The sequence below is a fragment of the Agrobacterium genomosp. 13 str. CFBP 6927 genome, from assembly GCA_900012615.1.
Lineage (GTDB): Bacteria > Pseudomonadota > Alphaproteobacteria > Rhizobiales > Rhizobiaceae > Agrobacterium.
The window spans coordinates 1,878,651-1,899,334 of sequence record LT009757.1 but is presented as its reverse complement, the minus strand read 5'-3'; the positions used below and the strand labels follow the sequence as shown (position 1 = coordinate 1,899,334).

General features: G+C 60.8%; 19 protein-coding genes. 5 read left to right on the top strand and 14 right to left on the bottom strand.

All coding sequences use genetic code 11. The features are described 5' to 3' along the window. Positions 1–136 precede the first annotated feature (136 nt). From AGR13A_RS22910 to AGR13A_RS22900, 3 genes are all read left to right on the top strand, one after another. Positions 137–1,846, top strand: a complete 1,710-nt coding sequence (locus AGR13A_RS22910; RefSeq protein WP_080839772.1) for a peptide ABC transporter substrate-binding protein — start codon at positions 137–139, stop codon at positions 1,844–1,846. A 143-nt stretch (positions 1,847–1,989) separates the two neighbouring features. Further along, entirely contained in the window at positions 1,990–3,000 is a 1,011-nt protein-coding gene (locus AGR13A_RS22905) for an ABC transporter permease (protein WP_020813216.1), read from the top strand. Continuing rightward, on the top strand, positions 2,993–3,913 hold the full coding sequence (locus AGR13A_RS22900; protein WP_080839770.1) for an ABC transporter permease: 921 nt from the start codon (positions 2,993–2,995) through the stop codon (positions 3,911–3,913). The genes AGR13A_RS22905 and AGR13A_RS22900 overlap by 8 nt, the downstream gene beginning before the upstream one ends. Before the next feature lie 151 nt (positions 3,914–4,064). Here the strand turns inward: AGR13A_RS22900 and AGR13A_RS22895 are convergent, their stop codons facing one another. The 14 genes from AGR13A_RS22895 to AGR13A_RS22830 all read right to left on the bottom strand — a co-directional run bounded on the left by AGR13A_RS22895 (position 4,065) and on the right by AGR13A_RS22830 (position 18,630). Further along, on the bottom strand, positions 4,065–4,415 hold the full coding sequence (locus AGR13A_RS22895) for a ribbon-helix-helix domain-containing protein (RefSeq protein ID WP_080839768.1): 351 nt from the start codon (positions 4,413–4,415) through the stop codon (positions 4,065–4,067). A 70-nt stretch (positions 4,416–4,485) separates the two neighbouring features. Next, positions 4,486–5,052 carry a DJ-1/PfpI family protein gene (locus AGR13A_RS22890; RefSeq protein ID WP_003504778.1) on the bottom strand — a complete coding sequence of 189 codons (567 nt, stop codon included), beginning with the start codon at positions 5,050–5,052 and terminating at the stop codon, positions 4,486–4,488. A gap of 97 nt (positions 5,053–5,149) precedes the next feature. Next, entirely contained in the window at positions 5,150–6,547 is a 1,398-nt protein-coding gene (locus tag AGR13A_RS22885; RefSeq protein ID WP_080839765.1) for an amidase, read from the bottom strand. A 52-nt stretch (positions 6,548–6,599) separates the two neighbouring features. Then, positions 6,600–7,421, bottom strand: coding sequence for an ABC transporter permease (locus AGR13A_RS22880; protein ID WP_167377615.1), 822 nt, complete (start codon positions 7,419–7,421; stop codon positions 6,600–6,602). Beyond that, the gene (locus tag AGR13A_RS22875; protein ID WP_080839763.1) at positions 7,418–8,368 is read right to left on the bottom strand and encodes an ABC transporter permease; all 951 of its coding nucleotides are present in this window, start codon (positions 8,366–8,368) and stop codon (positions 7,418–7,420) included. The genes AGR13A_RS22880 and AGR13A_RS22875 overlap by 4 nt, the downstream gene beginning before the upstream one ends. A gap of 212 nt (positions 8,369–8,580) precedes the next feature. Further along, the gene (locus AGR13A_RS22870; protein WP_080840428.1) at positions 8,581–10,116 is read right to left on the bottom strand and encodes an ABC transporter substrate-binding protein; all 1,536 of its coding nucleotides are present in this window, start codon (positions 10,114–10,116) and stop codon (positions 8,581–8,583) included. 180 nt (positions 10,117–10,296) lie between these two features. After that, a complete protein-coding gene (locus AGR13A_RS22865; protein WP_035228385.1) occupies positions 10,297–11,199 on the bottom strand; it encodes a LysR family transcriptional regulator in 903 nt (300 codons plus the stop codon). Positions 11,200–11,376: 177 nt separating this feature from the next. Continuing rightward, on the bottom strand, positions 11,377–12,126 hold the full coding sequence (locus tag AGR13A_RS22860) for an ABC transporter ATP-binding protein (protein ID WP_080839761.1): 750 nt from the start codon (positions 12,124–12,126) through the stop codon (positions 11,377–11,379). After that, positions 12,123–12,959: an ABC transporter ATP-binding protein gene (locus tag AGR13A_RS22855; RefSeq protein WP_080839759.1), complete on the bottom strand. Its 837-nt coding sequence runs from the start codon at positions 12,957–12,959 to the stop codon at positions 12,123–12,125. Before AGR13A_RS22855 ends, AGR13A_RS22860 begins: the two co-directional genes overlap by 4 nt. After that, positions 12,956–13,888: an ABC transporter permease gene (locus AGR13A_RS22850; protein WP_003499027.1), complete on the bottom strand. Its 933-nt coding sequence runs from the start codon at positions 13,886–13,888 to the stop codon at positions 12,956–12,958. The genes AGR13A_RS22855 and AGR13A_RS22850 overlap by 4 nt, the downstream gene beginning before the upstream one ends. Continuing rightward, positions 13,885–14,952, bottom strand: coding sequence for an ABC transporter permease (locus tag AGR13A_RS22845; protein ID WP_080839757.1), 1,068 nt, complete (start codon positions 14,950–14,952; stop codon positions 13,885–13,887). The genes AGR13A_RS22850 and AGR13A_RS22845 overlap by 4 nt, the downstream gene beginning before the upstream one ends. Before the next feature lie 18 nt (positions 14,953–14,970). Further along, positions 14,971–16,611 (bottom strand): ABC transporter substrate-binding protein, encoded by a 1,641-nt coding sequence (locus tag AGR13A_RS22840; protein ID WP_003499025.1) that lies wholly within the window; start codon positions 16,609–16,611, stop codon positions 14,971–14,973. Positions 16,612–16,661: 50 nt separating this feature from the next. Beyond that, positions 16,662–17,717: a dipeptidase gene (locus AGR13A_RS22835; protein ID WP_080839755.1), complete on the bottom strand. Its 1,056-nt coding sequence runs from the start codon at positions 17,715–17,717 to the stop codon at positions 16,662–16,664. A gap of 205 nt (positions 17,718–17,922) precedes the next feature. Beyond that, positions 17,923–18,630: a phosphoribosyltransferase gene (locus AGR13A_RS22830; RefSeq protein WP_080839753.1), complete on the bottom strand. Its 708-nt coding sequence runs from the start codon at positions 18,628–18,630 to the stop codon at positions 17,923–17,925. A gap of 207 nt (positions 18,631–18,837) precedes the next feature. On the opposite strand from AGR13A_RS22830, the gene AGR13A_RS22825 reads away from it, so the two are divergent. Both AGR13A_RS22825 and AGR13A_RS22820 read left to right on the top strand, forming a co-directional pair. After that, positions 18,838–20,010: a M20 aminoacylase family protein gene (locus AGR13A_RS22825; RefSeq protein WP_080839751.1), complete on the top strand. Its 1,173-nt coding sequence runs from the start codon at positions 18,838–18,840 to the stop codon at positions 20,008–20,010. A gap of 212 nt (positions 20,011–20,222) precedes the next feature. Next, positions 20,223–20,684, top strand: coding sequence for a hypothetical protein (locus AGR13A_RS22820; RefSeq protein ID WP_080839749.1), 462 nt, complete (start codon positions 20,223–20,225; stop codon positions 20,682–20,684).

Here is a 20,684-nt window from a genome sequence, read left to right as displayed (position 1 = left end):
ACTGACAATAGCATCATCGGGAATGGAGGATTATTCCTTAGCAAAGTCAAATACTTACAAGAACAGACCTTGCACATGACGACGGGAAAAGCGTCAAACATTCAAATAGATAAAATCCAAAAAGGGGAAAACAACAATGAAGAAGCGCAGCGTTCTCTTTGCCAGCACGGTGGCGGCCATGGCTCTCGCAGGCTCTGCCGCCCATGCCGAGCGTGGCAGTGACGGCGAACTGAAAATCCTGTTCTGGCAGGCCGTATCGACACTTAACCCTTATCTTTCCGGTGGCACGAAGGAAGTCTACAGCTCGTCCATGGTGATTGAGCCGCTGGCGCGCTACGACGAAAAGGGCGAGCTGGTGCCGATGCTGGTCACCGAAATTCCGACTGTCGACAATGGCGGCGTCGCGAAGGATCTGCTCAGCATGACCTGGAAGCTGAAAAGCGACGTGAAATGGTCGGATGGCACGCCGCTCACCGCCGAGGACGTCATTTTCACCTGGAAATATTGTACCGCACCGGATGGCGGCTGCGCGCAGGCCGCGCAATATGAAGGCGTGAAGAATGTCGAGGCCGTCGACGCCCATACCGTCAAGGTCAGCTTCACCGAACCGAAACCTTACCCCTATTCCGCATTCGTCGGCGCGCAATCGCCGGTTATCCAGAAGAAGCAGTTTGAAAAATGCGTTGGCGCTGCTGCGCCCGGCTGCACTTCCGCCAATTTCGGTCCCATCGGCACCGGCCCCTTCGTGGTCAAGGATTTCAAGCCGAACGACGTGATCAGCTTCGTCGCCAATACCAATTATCGCGACCCCGCCAAGCCCGCCTTCGCAACCGCGACCCTGAAGGGCGGCGGCGACGCCGCTTCCGCCGCACGCGCCGTGCTGGAAACCGGCGAATTCGACTATGCCTGGAACATGCAGGTGGAGCCGGAAATTCTCGCAACCATGGTGGCTGCCGGCAAGGGCAAGCTGGAAACCGCCTTCGGCACGCAGGTCGAACGTATCAATCTCAACTGGTACAATGCCGATCCGTCGCTCGGCGACAAGCGCTCCACCAAGGAGGGCGGCCCGCACCCGGCCTTATCAGACCCGGCCGTGCGCCGTGCGCTTTCGCTTGCCATCGACCGCGAGATCATCGATGAGGCCGGTTACGGCGAAGCTGGCAAGCCGACTTGCAACATTGTGCCGGCGCCGGAAGCCGTCGCGTCCACCAAGAATGACAGCTGGTGCCTGAAGCAGGATGTGGAAGGCGCAAACAAGCTGCTGGACGATGCCGGCTGGGTGAAGGGCGCCGATGGCATCCGCGCCAAGAACGGCGTGAAGCTCTCCTTCCTCTACCAGACCTCCACCAATTCCGTTCGCCAGGCCACGCAGGAGCTGGTGAAGGACATGTGGTCGCAGATCGGCGTCGCCTCCGAGCTGCGCAATGTCAGCGCCTCGGTCTTCTTCGGCGGCGACCCGGCAAGCCCGGATACCTTCCAGAAATTTTATGCCGACGTTGAAATGTACACCAACAATTTCGACGGCACCGACCCGGAAAAATATCTGGCGGAATGGCTGTGCGACAAGATCCCGGCACCCGCTAACGGCTGGCAGGGGCAAAACATTCCGCGTTATTGCAACCCGGCATTCGACAAGCTGGTCGGCGAACTCTCCAAGACCGCAGACCTTGCCAAGCGCGGTGAGATTTCCAAGCAGCTGAACGACATGCTGACGGAGGAAGGCGCGCATATTCCGCTCATCCACCGCGGCAGCGTTTCCTCGCATTCGCTGACGCTGGAAGGCGTTCGCATGAATGCCTGGGATTCGGAACTCTGGAACGTCGCGGACTGGTCCCGCAAAAAGTAACACGCAGATGCGCCGGCTTCTCCCCCCGGAGAGGCCGGCCTTCTGCATGCCCCTGGACCATGATCTGAAGACACATTTGCCGCGCTAAGGCGAAAACGCTCCCAATTTTCGTCCTGCCGTGCTCTGGGTCTGGAGAGTTTCAGATGTTTACCTTTACGCTCCGGCGGCTTGCCTTTGCCGTACCGACGCTGCTTGTCATCAGCTTCGTCATCTTCGCGCTGCTAGATCTTGCGCCGAATGACCCGACCGGCGACCTGCCGCTCACCATCCCGCCTGAAGTGCGTGAGCAAATCCGCGCCTCGCTTGGCCTCGACCAGCCCTTCTTCATCCGTTACCTGATGTGGCTGCAGCAATTCTTCATCAACGAACCGCTGAACCTCATTGAAAGGCTGACCGGCTGGCAGATCGGCGATGGCAGCCGCATGCGGGTGCTCTCCTGGGCGACACGCAGCCCGGTGGTCGATCTCGTCATCCAGCGCATGCCGCAGACGCTGTGGGTGGTGGGCCTCGCCTATCTCTTCGGCGCGCTGCTGGCGATCCCGATCGGCGTCATTTCCGCCTATAAGCAATATTCGATCTTCGACCAGATCGGCACCTTCGTCTCGATGGTGGGTTATTCGGTGCCGACTTTCTTCACCGGCGTGCTGCTGGTCGTCATCTTCAGCTCCTACCTGCAATGGTTCCCTTCCGTTTATGACACCAACCTTCAGGTGACCGACTGGGGAAGTTTCGTGGCGCAGGTGAAGCAGATGTTCCTGCCCGTGCTGGTGCTGACGCTCTACAATGTCTCGCAGATCAGCCGCTTCGTGCGCGCCTCCATGCTGGACAATCTGCATCAGGATTATGTGCGCACCGCACGTGCCAAGGGCGTGAAGGAAAAATCCGTGCTGCTCATCCACGTGCTGCGCAACAGCCTGATCCCGGTGGTGACAGTGATCGCGCTCGGCGTGCCGACGATCTTTTCCGGCGCCATCATCACCGAGCAGATATTCCGCGTGAACGGGCTTGGCCAATTGCTGATCACCGCCGTTCAGGGCGCGGATATTCCGCTGGTGCAGACGCTGACCTTCATTTTCGCGGTGCTGATCGTGCTCTTCAACCTGATTGCCGACGTGCTGTACGGCATTCTCGACCCGAGGATCCGCTATGACTGACGCCACCATCGCAGCGCCGACGGTTGCGGCCACCCCCACACAATCCGCCCTTGCCGACATCTGGAAACAGTTCCGCGTCCACAAGGGCGGCGTGGCGGGGCTGATCGTTTTCGTCTTCATCCTGCTTGCCGTCTATGTCGGCCCCTATATCCACACCGTCGCGCCCAACGCCATCAATGTGAGGGAGCGCAACCAGTGGCCATCATGGGCGCATCCCTTCGGCACCGATAATCTCGGCAAGGACATGCTGGCGCAGGTTCTGGCCGGCGGCCGCATCTCGCTTGCCGTCGGCATCACCGCCATGTTGCTGGCGCTGTTTCTCGGAACGCTGGTGGGCGTGCTGTCTGGCTATTTTCGCAGGCTCGACGGGCCACTGATGCGGCTGACCGACCTGTTCCTGGCGCTGCCGCTTTTGCCGCTGCTGCTCGTCATCCTGATGCTGTTTCGCGATACGCTGCGCGCGGCCTTCGGGCCGGAAACCGGCATCTTCATCCTGATCGTCTTCGTGATCGGGATAACCAGCTGGATGCATACGGCCCGTATCGTGCGCGGCGATGTGCTGACGATCAAAAGCCAGGAATTCATCATGGCGGCGAAATCGAGCGGCATGCGCGAATACCGTATCATTCTGAGGCATATATTGCCGAATGTGCTGAGCTCGATCATGGTCTCGGCCACGCTTGGCATCGCCGCCGCCATCATCACGGAATCCGCGCTGTCCTTCCTCGGCCTCGGCTTCCCCTCCGATTTCCCGACCTGGGGACGGCTGCTGTTTGATGGCGCGAACTTCCTGCAACTGACGCCTTCTCGCGTGCTGTGGCCGGGGCTGGCGATTTCGCTGACGGTTCTGAGCGTCAACTATATCGGCGATGCCGTGCGCGATGCGCTTGATCCAAGGGCGCTGAAGAGCTGAGAAGACGCGTTCCTGCGTCACAAGAACCTCTCCACGTCATCCTCGGGCTTGACCCGAGGATCCATTGCCACACGTGATGGTGGATCCTCGGGACAAGCCCGAGGATGACGTCGAATGCACGTTGACCAACTATCAAGCGCAAAGTTGCCACCTAGTGGTAATTCACCTGCTCTGCCTCAAGGATGCTGTCCGCATCCAGCGCCGCAATCGGAATATTGCTGCGCGCCGGAATGTCGCCGGAAAGCTGAAGCGCCAGATAACGCCCGCAGCAGACCCGCAGGAACGAGGTGAAATTGCCAAGATCGTGCCCGGCATCGATCGATTCATTATAAAGCTTGGCGATGAGTTGCACGCTGTTCATGCCGTCGCGGCGCGCGATCTCGTCCAGCGTCGACCAGAAGAAATTCTCGAGCCTGACACTGGTGACCATGCCATCAATCCTGAGCGACCGCGTATGGCTCTCCCAGAGCGTCGGGTCTGCCTTGATGAAAAGCTTGCACATGGTTTCCTCCCTTACCACGCCTGAAAGATAGGCGGAAAACGGGGCCGGAAAAAGCCCCGTTTCGTCAGCCTTATTTGCCGAGCACGGCCATGAATTGCGAAAGCCAGGCCGGATGCGCCGGCCATGCGGGCGCCGTTACCAGCTTGCCGTCGGTAACGGCCGCATCGATAGCGATATCGGCATAGGTGCCGCCCGCAAGCTCGACTTCGGGGCGGCAGGCGGGATAGGCCGAGCAGGTGCGGCCCTTCAACACACCGGCCGCCGCCAGCAATTGCGCACCGTGGCAGACGGCCGCCACCGGCTTGTCGGCCTCGAAGAAATGTTTCACCGCCGCCAGCACATCCGCATTGAGCCGCAGATATTCCGGCGCGCGGCCGCCGGGAATGACCAGCGCATCGTAATCCGCAACCTTTATATCGGCGAAGGTGGCGTTGAGCGCGAAATTATGGCCGCGTTTTTCCGAATAGGTCTGGTCGCCCTCGAAATCGTGGATGGCCGTGGCGATGGTCTGGCCCGCCTTCTTGCCGGGGCAGACGGCATGGACCGTGTGGCCGACAGCGAGCAGCGTCTGGAACGGCACCATGGTCTCATAATCCTCGGCGAAATCGCCGGTGATCATCAAAATCTTCTTCGGCATGTCTGCTCCTCCCGTTTTCGAATGCCTTTGGGCACCCTAACAGGCAGGATCGAGATGCGGGTATTATGGCAATACTACAGGGCCGATAAAGATGGGATCAGCGGGCCTGCGGCGGCTGCGGCCAGCGTCTCACACCGCCGCTCCAAGCCTCAAAGGCCTTTGAAAGCTTCAGCACGAACAAATCCTCGTAACGCGGCCCGACGATCTGCAAGCCGATGGGCATTCCCGATCTGGAGAAGCCGCAATTGATCGAGGAGGCCGGCTGTTCCGACATGTTCCACGGCACCGTGAAGGCGATATGTTCGAAGGGAAGTTCGGGATCATTGGTGGGCGAGGCCCAGTCGGCGGGATAGGACACGATGGGATTGACGGGCGAAATCACAACATCAACGGACTGCATCAACCGCCCGCAAGCCTTACGCATTTCCATGGTCTGGTTGAAACCGAAAACGGCGCGCGAACCGGAAATATCCGCCCCCTTCTGCGCCCATTCATGAATATAGGGAAGAATCGCGGCGCGACGGTCCGCGCTCAGAGCCGCCATGTCGCCCCAGAACTTCGCCCGCCAGAAATCATCCAGCCCATCCAGCATTTCCCGCGTCAGCACCGGCTCGACCGGGATGACGATGGCGCCGGCAGCCTCGAACAGTTTCGCGGCGGAGAGCACGGCGTCGCGCACCTCTTCGTCCAGCGGCAGGCCGCAGCCAGCATCCAGCATCAGGCCGATTTTCAGGTCCTTTACATTAATATCGAGGTTCATCCAGTTGATATCATTGGGCGGCAGCGATGTGCCATCGCGCCAGTCGGGACGCGAAAGCGTCGCCATGGCATAGGCGGCATCGGCAACGGTGCGGGTCATCGGCCCGGCGCAGCGGCCGGTATAATAGGGATCGACCGGAATGCGGCCCTGGCTCGGCTTGAAACCGAACAGGCCGGTCCACCCCGCCGGCAACCGCACCGAGCCGCCAATATCCGTGCCGATATGCAGCGTGCCGTAACCCGCAGCCCCGGCCGAGACAGCACCGGCACTGGAGCCGCCGGGGTTCTGGGTGGGGTCCCACGGATTGCGGCTGAGCTTGTGGAAACTGGAAAGACCCGAGGACAACATGCCGTAATCCGGGCAGGTCGTCTTGGCGTAAATAATCGCGCCATCCTCACGGCAGCGGGCGGCCACCGGCGCGTCGTCGATCGCAGGCACCAGTTCCACCGCTTTGGTGCCAAGCGGCACCGGATGGCCTTTCGTGGCGATCAATTCCTTCAGCGAGACCGGAATGCCATCGAGGGCCCCGAGCGTTTCGCCTTTTTGCCAACGTTGCGTCGAGGCCAGCGCCTGCCTGCGTGCATCTTCCGGATCGTAGGCGTAAAGCGCGTTCACCACCGGTTCGAAAGCATCGATACGCGCCTCCACCGCCTGCCAATATTCCGATGGCGAAAGCTTCCTCTCCCGGTAAAGCGCCAGGATTTCGAGCGTGTTGAAGTCTATGAGATCGGTCATGGCATCGTCTCGTCAGAAAAACAGGAGATAGGGCGATATCGGCTTGAAACGGTCAGCTGGTATCGCGCGGGTCCAGCAGGTCGCGCAGGCCGTCGCCGAGAAGATTGAGGCCGAAGACGGCGAGCGCAATCGCAAGGCCGGGCATGATGGCGAGCCAGGGTGCTGTGCCGAGATAGGTCTGGGCATCGGCCAGCATCCGCCCCCAGGTGGCGGCGGGCGGCGGCATGCCGAGACCGAGGAAGGAAAGGCCTGCTTCCGTCAATATCGCAAGACCGAGCTGGATCGTCACCTGCACGATGATCTGGTTGGAAATATTCGGCACGATGTGGAAAAGCGTGATCTTGGCGCGGTTCTGGCCGATGCTGGTGGCGGCGGTGACATATTCCCGCGACCATATCTGCAACGCCGCCCCCAGCGTCAGCCGGGCAAAGACCGGCACCATGAAGGTGGCGATGGCGATGATGGCCGTAAAACGGCCCGTGCCGATGAAGGCGCCGAGCATCATAGCCGACAGGATGGGCGGCACGGCGAAGATGATGTCGCAGATGCGCATGACCACGGTTTCGGTGAGACCGCGCAGCGCCGCAACCGCAACGCCGATGGTCGTGCCGATAAATGCGCCGATGGCGACGGCGGCGATGGAGGTGGACAGCGAGTTCCACGCACCGGCCATCAGCATGGACAACACGTCGCGGCCGAAATGATCCGTGCCGAGGCCGCCATAAACGAAGGGCGATTTCAGCTTCTGAACGATCTGCATCTTTGTGGGGGACACCGGCGTCCAGACCAGCGACAGCAGGGCGACTGCGACCAGAAAGACCGTGACGGCGATGCCGACGGCAAAGGCGGGGCGGCGGCGGATCAATCGCATCATCGCGCACCTGCCCGCAGTCTCGGATCGATGAAGAGATAGGCGATATCGACCACGAAATTCATGACGATCACCAGCGCCGAGAAAAACAGCACGACGGATTGCATGACAACGATATCGCGCTGGGTCAGCGCCTGATAGGCAAGCCGCCCGAGCCCCGGCAGGTTGAAGACATTTTCCACCAGCACCGCGCCAGCAATGAGGAAGGTGAATTGCAGGCCGATCATGGTGACGACAGGGATCATCGCATTCGGCACCGCATGCCGCCACAGCGCCACCCGCTCGCTCAGGCCCTTGGCCCGCGCGGTGCGCACGAAATCCTCATTCATCACTTCCAGCACGGCGGAGCGGCAGACGCGTGTAAGAACTCCGGCCTGCGACAGCGCCAGCGCGACCGCCGGGAGGATAAGCGCCGTGAGGCCCGCTGAAAAATTCGGCGTCCAGCCGGGAAACCCACCAGCCGGCATCCAGCCGAGCGTGGTGGAAAAGACGATGATGAGCAGCAGCCCGACCCAGAAGCCGGGCACGGCAATGCCCACATGCGAAAACAGCCCGGCCGCAAAATCCAGCGCCCCGTTGCGGCTCCTCGCCGCCGCCACGCCAAGCGGAATGGCGATGGCCACCGAAAGGCAGACGGCCAGCAGCGCAAGCGGCAGGGTAACGGCCAGCCGCTCCAGGATCAGCCCCGCAACCGGCACGCCATAGGTATAGGATTGCCCGAGATCGCCATGAAACACGCCGGCCAGCCAGTGGAGATAGCGCAGCGGCAGCGGTTGATCGAGGCCCATCTGCTTCTGCAGGGCGGCCAGCGTATCGGGGCTCGCCGAGGTTCCAAGCATGATGGCCGCCGGATCGCCCGGCAGCAGGCCCATGACGACATAGATGACGAGGGAAACGGCAAACAGCGTGATGACGAGGCTTAAAAGACGCCGGATGAGGACGGCTAACATCTGGCATCTTCTCCTTGCTTCGTTTCGCCTGCGGTCGAAGGTCCAGTTATCTCTCTCCCGTCCTTCCGGCCCTGAGCCGGAATCCAGCCGACGCGCATCTGCGCGGCGGAGAGAGCCCTCTCAGCCCAAGGACTTGGGCTGGCTGGATGCCGGATCATCCTCGGGCTCGACCCGGGGACCGGCATGACGGAAGAAACGGCTATCGACAAACGTCACTCTTCCCAATGCACATCCGTCAGCACATTCGAGGGAATGGGCTCGTTTTCCCAAAGCCCCTTCACCTTCTTGTCCCAGACGCCGAGTTTCGGCATGACGAAAAGGAAGAGAGCAGGCACATCTTCCGCGAGGATTTTCTGGGCTTCGCCATAGAGCTTTTCCTGCTCGCCGGCATCCGCCGTCTTTTCGACATTCGCCACGACCTCATTGAAGGTCGGATTCTTGTAATTGAAATAATAGGGGTCGCGCGCGTAGATATCGATATCCATCGGCTCGGCATGGGCAACGATGGTCATGTCGTAATTCGCTCCTTTGAGAACATCCGCCACCCATTTCGCCGGAAATTCGGTGGTCTCGATGGTCATGGTCACGCCGAGTTCGGCAAACATCGCCTGCAGGATTTGCGAGGTGCGCTGGGCATAGGCCATTTGCGGCGCCTTGATGGTGAAGTTGAAACCATCCGGATAACCGGCTTCGGCAAGCAGCGCCTTTGCCTTGTCGATATCAAAGGGGTGAACGCCCGTCGTATCGATATAGCCGCGGTCATTCGGGGTGTAATGGCTGCCAATGGCCGTGCCGAAGCCGGACCAGGCGCCTTCGATCACCGTACCGCGATCCACCGCCATCATCAGCGCCTGACGCACGCGCTTGTCGTCAAAGGGCTTGCGGGCATTGTTCATGCCCGCCACGACCTTCAGCTCGGTATTGCCGACGAAGGTGCCGAGGCGCGCGTCGCCATCGAAGGAGGTCATCAGTTCCGGTGCGCCGAATTCCGGGAAGGCATCGATATCGCCGGATTTTAGAGCCGCGGCCTGCGCCTGCGGGTCAGAGACGAAACGGAAGGTCGCTTTCTCCAGCTTCACCGAAACGGCCTTGTCCCAATAGGCGTCGTTCTTCTGCAACTCGACCTTGTCGCCCTTGGCCCAGGCGACGAATTTGAACGGGCCGGTGCCGACAGGAATAGTGCGGTTATTCTCCGCGCTTTTCGGCGCCACCATCACGGAGGCCGGCCAGCCGAGCCAGTAGAGAAGGCTGCCGGCCGGCTGCTTCAGCTTCAGCACCAGCGTTGCGGCATCCGGCGTCTCGATACTGTCGATGGCGGCGAAGAAGCGTTTCTGCGGATTGACCGAGCTGTCGCCACGCGCTCGATCCAGCGCAAATTTCGCGACAGCGGAATCGAAGGTCTCGCCATCATGGAAGCTCACGCCCTTGCGCAGCTTGAACGTATAGGTTTTGCCATCAGGGGAGATTTCCCAGCTTTCGGCAAGCTGCGGCTTTACCTTGCCTTCGCGGTCGATCTTCACCAGACCCTCGAAGACATTCTGCCAGGTGACCTGGCCGATGGCGACGGGGGCGGCGATGGTCGGATCGAGACCGGCCGGCTCGACGGCCATGCCAAGCGTCAGCGCGGTTTTCGGCGCGGCTTCGGCGACCGTTGCCGAAAGCGGCAGCCAGAGCGCCGTGCCCAATGCAAGGGTCAGCGCGGTACGGCGCGAAAGCGTTGCCGCCTGCGAAAGATAAGTGCGTGGCATCATTGTCCCCTGTCTGGCGGCCGGGGCATTTTTGCCCTCGGAAGACCGCCCGTTGCAAAAAGAGTGTCATGTTGCAGGCGCACACACAATCTCGATTTTTGTGTGCTCCGTGTAGCTGAAATGGCTACACGGAAATGCGGATGGAAATCAACCTTTCGGGCAGATTGCCGGCCATCTCGCTTATCCCGCCGTCGCCTCGCGCATGAAGCGCTCAATGAAATCAGCAAGCTTGGAGGCGGCGAAGGACAATTGCCGGTCGGGCGCAACGCAGAGATCGATCTGGGTGTGGATACCCTTCTTGCCGGAGAGCGGAACGGCGACCATCTGGCCGCTGCGAATTTCCCGCGCCACCGAAAGCGCCGGCAGAAGCGTGGCGGCGGCGTGGCCCAGCACCAGTTCCTTCAGCATTTCCAAAGAGCTGGTGATGAAGACGGGATCAAGCTCGATGCCCGCATCGGCAAACAGCGTGTCGAAGGCCTGACGCGCGGCAAAACTCTTGTCAGGCAGGGCGAGCGGCAGGCTGGCCAGCTCCTTGAGCGAGACTTCCGCCTGCCCGGCGAGCGCATGACCGGCGGGAAAGATCGCGTCATAGCTGATACGGGTGCGCGAGCGCACTTTCACACCGGAAACCTTCGGGGCAAACAGGCTGACGACCAGATCGGCCTCCGCCGCGCCCAGCGCCTCCATTGCCTGGCGGGCGCTGGTAATATGCACCTCGAAGCGCAGTTTTGGGTATTTCAGGCTGAACTGCGCCAGCACCGGCGCCAGAAGGTTCGCCACCGTCGCGCCATTGGCATAGACCGTGACCCGGCCGCGCTGCAGGCCTTTCAGATCGTCGATCAGCTGGTGCACATGGTCGAGTTCCCGCAACGTCTTGCCGGCGCGAGCGGCGAGCAGCTCGCCTGCAGCGGTCAGCTTCACGCCGCGGCTGGAACGCTCCACCAGCGGCGAGCCGAAATAATATTCGAGGTTCTCGATCTGCCGGCTGACCGCAGTCGGCGCGACATTCAGGTTTTCCGCCGCGGCGCGCATGGAATTGGTGCGGACCAGTTCGTCGAAATACATCAATGCGCGCAGTTGCATGGTCTGGATACCTTGTTTTGGCCGACACCGTCCGTCATGCCGGGCTTGACCCGGCATCCAGCGCGATCAAGTCCTTGATCGCAATAGAGTCTCTGACCGCGCAGACGCGCGGTCGCTGGATTCCGGCTCAAGGCCGGAATGACGGAAGATGTCATTTGACCCGACTATAGCGGCACCTCAAGCGCGCTTGAAGCCCTCGCTCGCCACCAGCAGCTGCCTTGTATAATCCGCACTGAATTCGCGGCTTTCCAGCGCTTCCGCCTCCAGCATTTCCACCACCTTGCCGCTTTTCATCACCGCAAGGCGATCGCACATGTGGCTGATGACACCGAGATCGTGGCTGACCATGACGAAGGTGAGATTGCGGTCCTTGCGGGCTTGTTCGAGCAGGTTGAGGATTTCCGCCTGAATGGAGGCGTCGAGGGCCGAGGTCGGCTCATCCAGCAGCAGGATTTTCGGCTCGACGATCAGCGCGCGGGCAATGGCGATACGCTGCCGCTGGCCGCCGGAAAGCTGGTGCGAATAACGGAAGCGGAAACCGGTGCCGAGACCCACTTCATCCAGCGCCCGGGCAATGCGCTGTTCGCGATTGTCGAGGCCGTGGATGACGAGCGGCTCGAGCAGCAGCGCATCCACCGTCTGGCGCGGGTGAAGCGAGCCATAGGGGTCCTGAAACACCATCTGCACATCGCTATAAAAGCTCTTGTCGCGGTGCTTGCCGGAATAGGAGCGCCCGGCCACCATCAAGGAGCCTTCATCGAAATGGTTGAGACCGGCAATGGCGCGCAGCAGTGTCGACTTGCCGGAACCGGATTCGCCGACAATACCGAAGGATTCACCCTCGGCCACATCGATGCTGACGCTGTCGAGCGCGATGTAACCGTCGAAATCGACCACCATGTCGCGAACGGAAAGAACTGAACTCATGCTCGCCACTCCGGCTTGCGTTCCAGAACCGGCAGCGGATGCCGGTGGCCGCCGATTTCAGGCAGGCAGTTCAGCAGGCCCTGCGTATAGGGGTGCTTTGCCTCTTTCAGATTGGCGGAAGCAAGCTCTTCCACCACCTTGCCGGCATACATGACGAGAACACGGTCACAGAAGGACGATACTAGCCGCAGATCGTGGCTGACGAAGATCAGCCCCATGCCGCGATCCCGCACCAGCTTGTCGAGAATGTCCAGCACTTCGAGCTGAACGGTCACGTCGAGCGCCGAAGTCGGTTCATCGGCGATCAGCAATTCCGGGCCGCAGACCAGCATCATGGCGATCATGACACGCTGGCCCATGCCACCTGAAACCTCGTGCGGGTAAAGATCGAAGACGCGCTCGGGATCGCGGATCTGCACGGCTTCCAGCATGGCGAGCGTGCGCTGGCGCGCCTCGCTGGAGCCGATATTTTCATGGGTGCGCAGCGTTTCCATGATCTGGCGGCCGATGGGCATGACCGGGTTCAGCGAATATTTCGGGTCCTGCAGGATCATGGCCATGCGCTTGCCGCGCATGAGCCGCCTTTCCTTCGCCGAAGCTTTGAGAAGATCGATATCCCCGAAGCGCAGGGCATCGGCCTCGATGCGCGCACTTTTCGGGGTCAGCCCCATGATGGCGCGGCCGGTCTGCGATTTGCCGGAGCCGGATTCGCCGACAATGCCGAGGCGTTCGCGTCCCAGCGTGAAGGAGACGCCGCGCACCGCCTCCACCATCCCGGTGCGGGTTGGAAAGGAAACGCGCAGGTTCTCGACGGTCAGAAGCGGTGCGCTCATTGGTTTGCCTCCTTGGGGTCCAGCGCATCGCGCAGGCCATCGCCCAGAAGGTTGAAACCGAGGCTGACGATCAGGATCGCAATGCCCGGCATGGCGGCAACCCACCATTGATCGAGAATGAACCGGCGGCCGGAGGCGATCATCGCGCCCCACTCCGGCAACGGCGGCTGCGCACCAAGGCCGAGGAAACCGAGACCGGCGGCGGTAAGGATGATGCCGGCCATATCGAGCGTGACACGCACGATGAGCGACGACATGCAAAGCGGCATGACGTGTTTCAGGACGATGCGGAAGGGCGAGGCCCCCATGAGCTTCACCGCCGCGATGAAATCGGAATTGCGGAAGGTCATGGTTTCGGCGCGTGCGATGCGCGCATAGGGCGGCCATGAGGTGACCGCGATGGCGAGCACGGCATTTTCAATGCCCGGCCCAAGGGCTGCCACCAGCGCCAGCGCCAGAACCAGTTTCGGAAAGGCCAGAAAGATATCGGTGATGCGCATCAGAACGGCATCCACCCAGCCGCCGGCATAACCGGAGACGGTGCCGACAATGAGCCCGATGGGGGCCGCGATGATGGCCACCAGCAGCACGACAAAGAGGGTCAACCGCGAGCCATGAATGAGACGCGAGAGAATATCACGCCCCTGATCATCCGTGCCGAGCAGGTAACCTTCCGTCCCCGGCGGCAGAAGCCGGGCATTGCGCAGATCGCCCTGCACCGGATTGTGCGGTGCCAGCACATTGGCAAACAGCGCGACGAACAGCAGCGCAACAATGATGCCGAGGCCCAGCAGCGCCAGCCGGTTTTCCGAAAAGCGCCGCCAGATGACATAGGCACGGCCAAGCCGCGCCTGTCTGCGCGAGGCGGGCCGGTCGGAGAGCAGCCATTCGCGGCTGTAGGGTTTCAGTGTGTCGGTCGAAATCGTCATCGGCTGCGCGTCCTTGGATCGAGCGTCCGGTAAAGCAGATCGGAGAAGAGATTGATGCCGACGAAAATGGCGCCGATCACGATCGTGCCGCCAAGAACGGCATTCATATCCGCATTCTGCAGGGAATTGGTGATGTAGAGGCCAAGCCCCGGCCAGGCGAAGATGGTTTCGGTCAGCACCGAACCTTCGAGTAGACCGGCATAGGACAGCGCAATCACCGTTACCAGCGGCACGGCGGCGTTGCGCAGCGCGTGGAACCAGATGATACGGGTTTCCGAAAGCCCCTTGGCGCGTGCCGCAACGATATATTCCTGGGCGAGCTCGTTCAGCATGAAGGAACGCGTCATGCGGCTGATATAGGCCAGTGAAAAATAACCGAGCAGAGAGGCTGGCAGGATGATGTGGCGGAACAGGTCCCACAACACGTCCCATTGCCGCTGCCAGATCGCGTCGATCAGGAAAAAGCCCGTGACCGGCGTGAAGGTGAATTCATAGACGATATCCATGCGGCCGGGATAGGCGACCCATTGCAGCCGGGCGTAAAACACCAGCAGCGCCAGGAGGCCGAGCCAGAAGATCGGCACGGAATAACCGATGAGGCCGATGACGCGCACCACCTGGTCGGCAAAACTGCCGCGCTTGACGGCGGCAAGCACGCCCAGCGGTATGCCGAAAACGGCGCCGATGATGGTGCCGATTGTCGCAAGTTCGATCGTCGCCGGGAACACCCGCTTGATGTCCTCCATCACCGGATTGGTGGTGAGGACGGAGATGCCGAAATCTCCCGAAAGCGCCTGCTTCAGATAAAGAAAGAACTGCTGCCAGAGCGGCAGGTTGAGGCCGAGCTGCTCACGCACCCGCTCGACCACATGCGCAGGCGCGCGGTCGCCGACGATCGCCAATGCGGGATCGATCGGCACCACACGGCCAATGAAAAATGTGACCGCCATCAACCCCAGAAAGGTGGTGATGACGGTGACGGCGAAGCCGAGAATGGCCTTCACACGGGCGTTGGCACGGCGTTTGCCCTGCCTCGCCCGGCTGTTCGTTTCAACGATGCTCAAGAGACCGATCCTTCCGGATCATTCCTTGGAGATCGTATAGACGTAGTTGGTGTCGAAGCTCGGTCCGAGCTTCAGGCCCTTGAGCTTGGCGGAATATCCCGCCACTTCCGTCTGCTGGAAGATGATGACGAAGGGACCTTTCGCCAGAACTTCCTTCTGCAGGTTTTCATAAATGGCGGCGCGCTTGGCGCTGTCCTTCTCCAGAAGCGCCGACTGGGTTTCCTTGGTCAGGTCAGGAACGTCCCAGGCATTGCGCCAGGCGAGCGTCTTGTTCTTGCCCTCATCGGAATTGTCGTAGTTGATGGTGAAGGTTTCCGCATTCGAGTTCGGATCGAAATAGTCCGAGCCCCACTGGCCAATGTAGATATCATGCGTGCGGGCGCGGTACTTGGTCAGCGTCTGCTTGCCATCGCCCGGAATGATTTCCAGCTTGATGCCGGCCTGCGCCAGCGTCTGCTGCACGCTTTCGGCAATGCCGGTTACCGGCTGCGTATTGCGCACATCCATGGACACGGTGAAGCCGTCCTTCAGGCCGGCCTTGGCCAGAAGTTCCTTCGCCTTGGCGACGTCGAGCTTGTAGGGGTTCTCGTCAAGCGCGCCCAGCTGGCCCTTCGGCAGGAAGGTCTGGTGGATTTCGCCGATGCCCTTGATGATCGTCGCACCGATGGCGTCGTAATCGACCAGATATTTGAAGGCTTCGATGACCTCGGGCTTCTTCAGGTTCTCGTTCTTCTGGTTGAGGCTGAAATAATAGACGGTGCCCTTCGGCGCGGAGGTGACGGCAAGGCCTTCCTTCTTGGAAACGGCTTCCATATCGCCCGGCTCGAGGTTGCGGGCCACATCGATATCACCGTTTTCAAGCGCCAGGCGCTGGCCCGAGCTTTCCTTCATGTGACGATAGACGACGCGCTTCAGCTTCGGCTTCTCACCGTAATAATTCGGGTTGGCCTCGAGGATGACTGCTTCATTGGCCTTCCAGCCAAGGATCTTGTAGGGGCCGGAACCGGCATAACCGGTCTTCAGGAATTCATTACCGAAATCGGTGTCGTATTTGTAATCGGCGCTCGGGGTAACGGACTTCGCCTTTTCGGTGATCAGCTTCTTGTCGACCACCGAAGCGACAGTTGCGGTGAGCACGTTCAGCACGAAGCTCGGCGCATAGGGCTTGTCGACCGTCAGTACGAAGGTGTTCGCATCCGCAGCCTTCGCCTTTTCATTGACGTTGTCGCCCTTGAGGCCGAACTGCGTCAGCAGGAACGCGGGCGACTTGTCGAGCTTGACGGCGCGCTCGAAGGAGAATGCCACATCGTCAGCCGTGACCGGATTGCCCGAAGCGAATTTCAGGCCCGATTTCAGCTTGAAGGTGTAGGTGAGACCGTCCTCGGAGGTCGTCCAGCTTTCGGCGAGATCGCCGATCACCTTGGAGGTGTCGTTGAGATCGATGGAAACCAGCTTGCTGTAGGTATTGCCGGTAACTTCGGCTGCGGACAGCTCGAATGCCTCGCCCGGATCGAGCGTGATGATGTCGTCGATGGCGAAACCTTCGACCAGCGTGTCGGCCGGCGTGGCGGCGAAAGCGTGCGGCGCAGACAGCATCATCAGCGACAGGGCAGCGCTGGTGCTAAGGATACGCATGGACTTGTTGAGCGATTTGATCATAGTATCTCCCCTTTTGTTATGAGATTGATTTAGTTCGCTTTTATTTGTCGTCAGGCCGGTTCATGCCAGGCCTGTGATAGGACGCGCAGCCAGTTTTCCCGGCAGATTTTGGCCAGTTCTCCGTCACCGTAGCCCGCCGATTTCAGCGCCGCAACCAGATTGTGATTGCCGCTCGCATCCGCAACGCCGACGGGTACCGTCGCGCCGTCGAAATCCGATCCGAGCGCCACGCAGTCGATGCCCATGCGCTCCACCATGTAGTCGATGTGGCGCACCATGTCGGAAAGCGGGGTATCGGCAATGTCGCGCGCATCCGCCCGCAGCATGGTCACGGCATAGTTGAGGCCGACCAGACCGCCACTTTCCTTGATGGCATCCATCTGCCGGTCAGTGAGATTGCGGGCGACGGGGGTGAGCGCATGCGCGTTGGAATGGCTGGCGATCAAAGGCTGGTTCGTGGTCTTCGCCACATCCCAGAAGCCCTTTTCGGTGATATGCGCAAGATCGATGAGAATGCCGAGCCGGTTGCACTCCTTCACCAGCGCAAAACCGGCATCGGTAAGGCCGGGCGCGGTATCGGGCGACATGGGATAGGAAAAGGGAACGCCATGGCCGAAAACATTGTGCCGGCTCCAGACCGGGCCGAGCGAGCGCAGGCCGGCGGCATAAAACACCTCCAGCGCGTCGAGATCGGCTCCGATCGCCTCGCAGCCCTCCATATGCAGCACGGCGGCGAAAACATCCTCGGCAAAGGCTTTGCGGATTTCCGCCGTGGAGCGGCAAAGCCGCCAGGCGCCGGCACGATCGAGCCTCAGCGCGATCGCCGCCTTTTCCATGGCGATATCAAGCGAGGGCTGGCGTTCAAGTGGGGCGGCAAGCGGTGTGTTGTAGTGGCCGTTCTGGTCCGGCTCCTGCAGGATCAGATCGCCCGAGGGGATGTAGATGGCGCAGATACCGCCGCCAAGGCCACCCGCCCTTGCGCGGGGACCGTCGATATGGCCTTCGCGCGTGCCGTTTTTGAATTCCGCAACCGGGTCGGCGCCGGCCTTGCTGTTGCGCCACAACCGAAGCAGCACATCATTATGACCGTCGAACACTGCATGCATGTCAAGAAATTCCAGTAAGCGGCAAGACCAAAGGGGGTGGGCAGACGCCGGAATGACACCGCGCGAAAGCAAACCGGCGCATTTTTCGCCGACCGCTGTAATCTGTCGAAGATGATCTTAGGACGATCTCTCGCGGCTCCGCAAGACGCAAATTAGGCAACGATGAAATTATCACCACTTGCCTTTTACCGGGAATTGCGAAACGTCAATCCCGCCAGCCACCTTCCGCCTTTTTCAGCAGCGGCGTGACGAAAACACCCCTCACCCGCTCCGGCCATTCCGGCCCGAAAGCGGCGATTTTTTGCCGCCAGCGATCCGATTGCAGCATGGCTGCGCCGATCACCACCGGCCGGATGCCGGACGAGGCGAGAAGCGAAAGACCTGAAATGATGGAACTGCCGCTCGATATGACATCATCCACCAGCGCCACCCGCCTGCCCTCGATGAGCGGCACCATGCGCGGATCGATATAAAGCCGCTTTTCCTGTTTGGTGGTGATGGAGGACATGGGCACCGACAGTTCCTCCAGATACCAGAATTTGCGCGATGTCCCGAGCGGCACGTAACGCGAATGGCCAAGGTGACGGGCAACGGCGGCGGCGAGCGTCAGCCCGAGCGTCGGCAGGCCAATCACCACATCGGGCTTGAGGGGGAGAAGCTTCTGGGCAAGATCGGCGGCCAGCGCCTCCAGCACCTCAAAAGAGGCCTGATTGACGATAAGCGAGGCCAGCGCGTGCTCACCATCCGCCAGCGGCCGGATAGGCAGGCAGATCTGACGTCCATCATCCAGTTCCGCCGGAAAGAAGGCGGAATGCGGGCCTGCCGTATCAAATGTGCGGGGCGCGCAGATATCCTGCCAGAACTCATGCGGCGCAGCGGGAGACTGGGCGGCGGGCGATGCGGATTGCGGCATCGGTCTTTTCCTTTCAGGAACGGGGCGGCAAGCAGCACTCGCAATTTTCAGCCACGCCAACCCGGTTCTTCACATCAGGCATTTCAACAACCGCAAACATGCGGCGGGTTCTTTTCATTGGCTTTTTCAGCTAGAAGGAAACAAAGCAACAGGCATTCGGACAAGCTCACCTATGGCGTGAGTTTTTCCCATATTCAAGGACAAGCTATGAGACTGCTGGACCGCATCGGCGAGGACCTGCCATTCCTGACGGAGCTTCGCCACGATCTCCACGCCCATCCGGAACTGGGCTTTGAAGAGGAGCGGACGAGCGCCATCGTCGCCGACCTGCTCGAAAGGGCGGGATTGAAGGTCCATCGCGGTCTTGGCGGCACCGGCGTGGTCGGCACCCTGCAGGTCGGCAACGGCACCCGCAGCATCGGTCTTCGCGCCGACATGGATGCGCTCGCCATGCCGGAAGTGCCTGACAGGCCCTATAAATCGAAGTTCCCCGGCAAGATGCATGCCTGCGGCCATGACGGCCATACCGCCATGCTGCTGGGTGCCGCGCGTTATCTCGCAAGGAGCCGCGATTTTTCCGGCACCGTGCATTTCATCTTCCAGCCGGCTGAAGAGGGCCGCGGCGGCGCGAAAAAAATGGTGGAGGACGGGCTTTTTACGCTGTTCCCCTGCGATGCGGTTTATGGCCTGCACAATATGCCGGGGCTTGGCATTGACGAGATGGCCGTGGTGGAAGGACCACAGCTTGCCTCTTCCGATAGCTGGCGCGTCACCTTCCGGGGCGTCGGCACCCACGGCGCCAAGCCGCATCTCGGCCGCGACCCGGTGACGGCGGCGGGCACCTTCCTCGCTTCGCTGCAAAGCATCGTTGGCCGCGTCGTCGATCCGCTGCAACCTGCCGTCGTCAGCGCCTGCTCGGTGCAGGCGGGTGACCCGAAGGCGCTCAATGTCATCCCCGATCTCGTTGAAATCGGCGGCACGGCGCGTGCCTATGCGCCAGACGTGCGCAACCAGCTTGAAACGGAAATCGGCAGGCTCGTCCGGGGTACGGCAGCCATGTTCGGCATCGAGGCGAATTACGAATTCATCCGCCGCATTCCACCCGTCATCAACGATGCCGATGCGACGAAACGGGCGCTCCGGGCCGCCAAGACCGTCTTCGGCAACAAGGCCCGCACCGCCTTCCCGCCCTCGACGGCCGGCGACGATTTCGCCTTCTTCGCCGGTGAAGCGCCCGGCTGTTACGTCTGGCTCGGCAACGGCCCGGCGGTGGATGGCGCGCTGCACCACAACACGTCCTACGACTTCAACGACGCCGCAATCGTTCCGGGTGCGGCCTTCTGGGCGACACTGGTAGAGCAGGAGCTGGCGGCGGAGTGAAGTCCGCCTTTCCGGCACACGAGCCGGGGCGGCTTCAACCATGAAGCCTCCCTTCCCCGGAAGACTGCAACGAAACAATACTGCGCATACCCAATAAATCCGCAGCGTATACATCACTATTCAATGGACTCAACCAATTATTTAGTATACATACACGGCATAGTCGTATTTATTATTTATTTTCGGTTCAAATTTTTAAGCGGGCAAGCATCATGGCGAGACTTGTTGTGCCACAAAGTGCGATCACCGGGCGCTTGGCTTCCGCCAAGTCATTGAAAAACCTGCCGCCCGATGACTATCGCGACCGTCTAATCAAATATATCCCGGCGGAATCCGTCGCGCTTTACGTTGCCGTCGATAAAATGGTCAATTCCCACTATGGGCTGAGCACGCTCACGGCGGACAGCGTCGTCTCCACGCAGGCCGCGATCGTCAGCTGGGCCATTCTGGCCCTCGGCATCATCGGCACGCCCATCTATCTCTATCGCCGCAGACTGCCGGGCCAGCCCTGGATGCTGAATGCCGGCATCTCCACCATCGCCTTCGTGCTCTGGGCCTACACATTGAGCGGCTCGGTCTTTCTCGTGCACCAATGGTACAGCGTTTTCTGGGCCGGCCTGCTCGCGCCGATCTTCACCTTCGTCGCCGGATTTTTCGAACCCAAACCGGAGTAA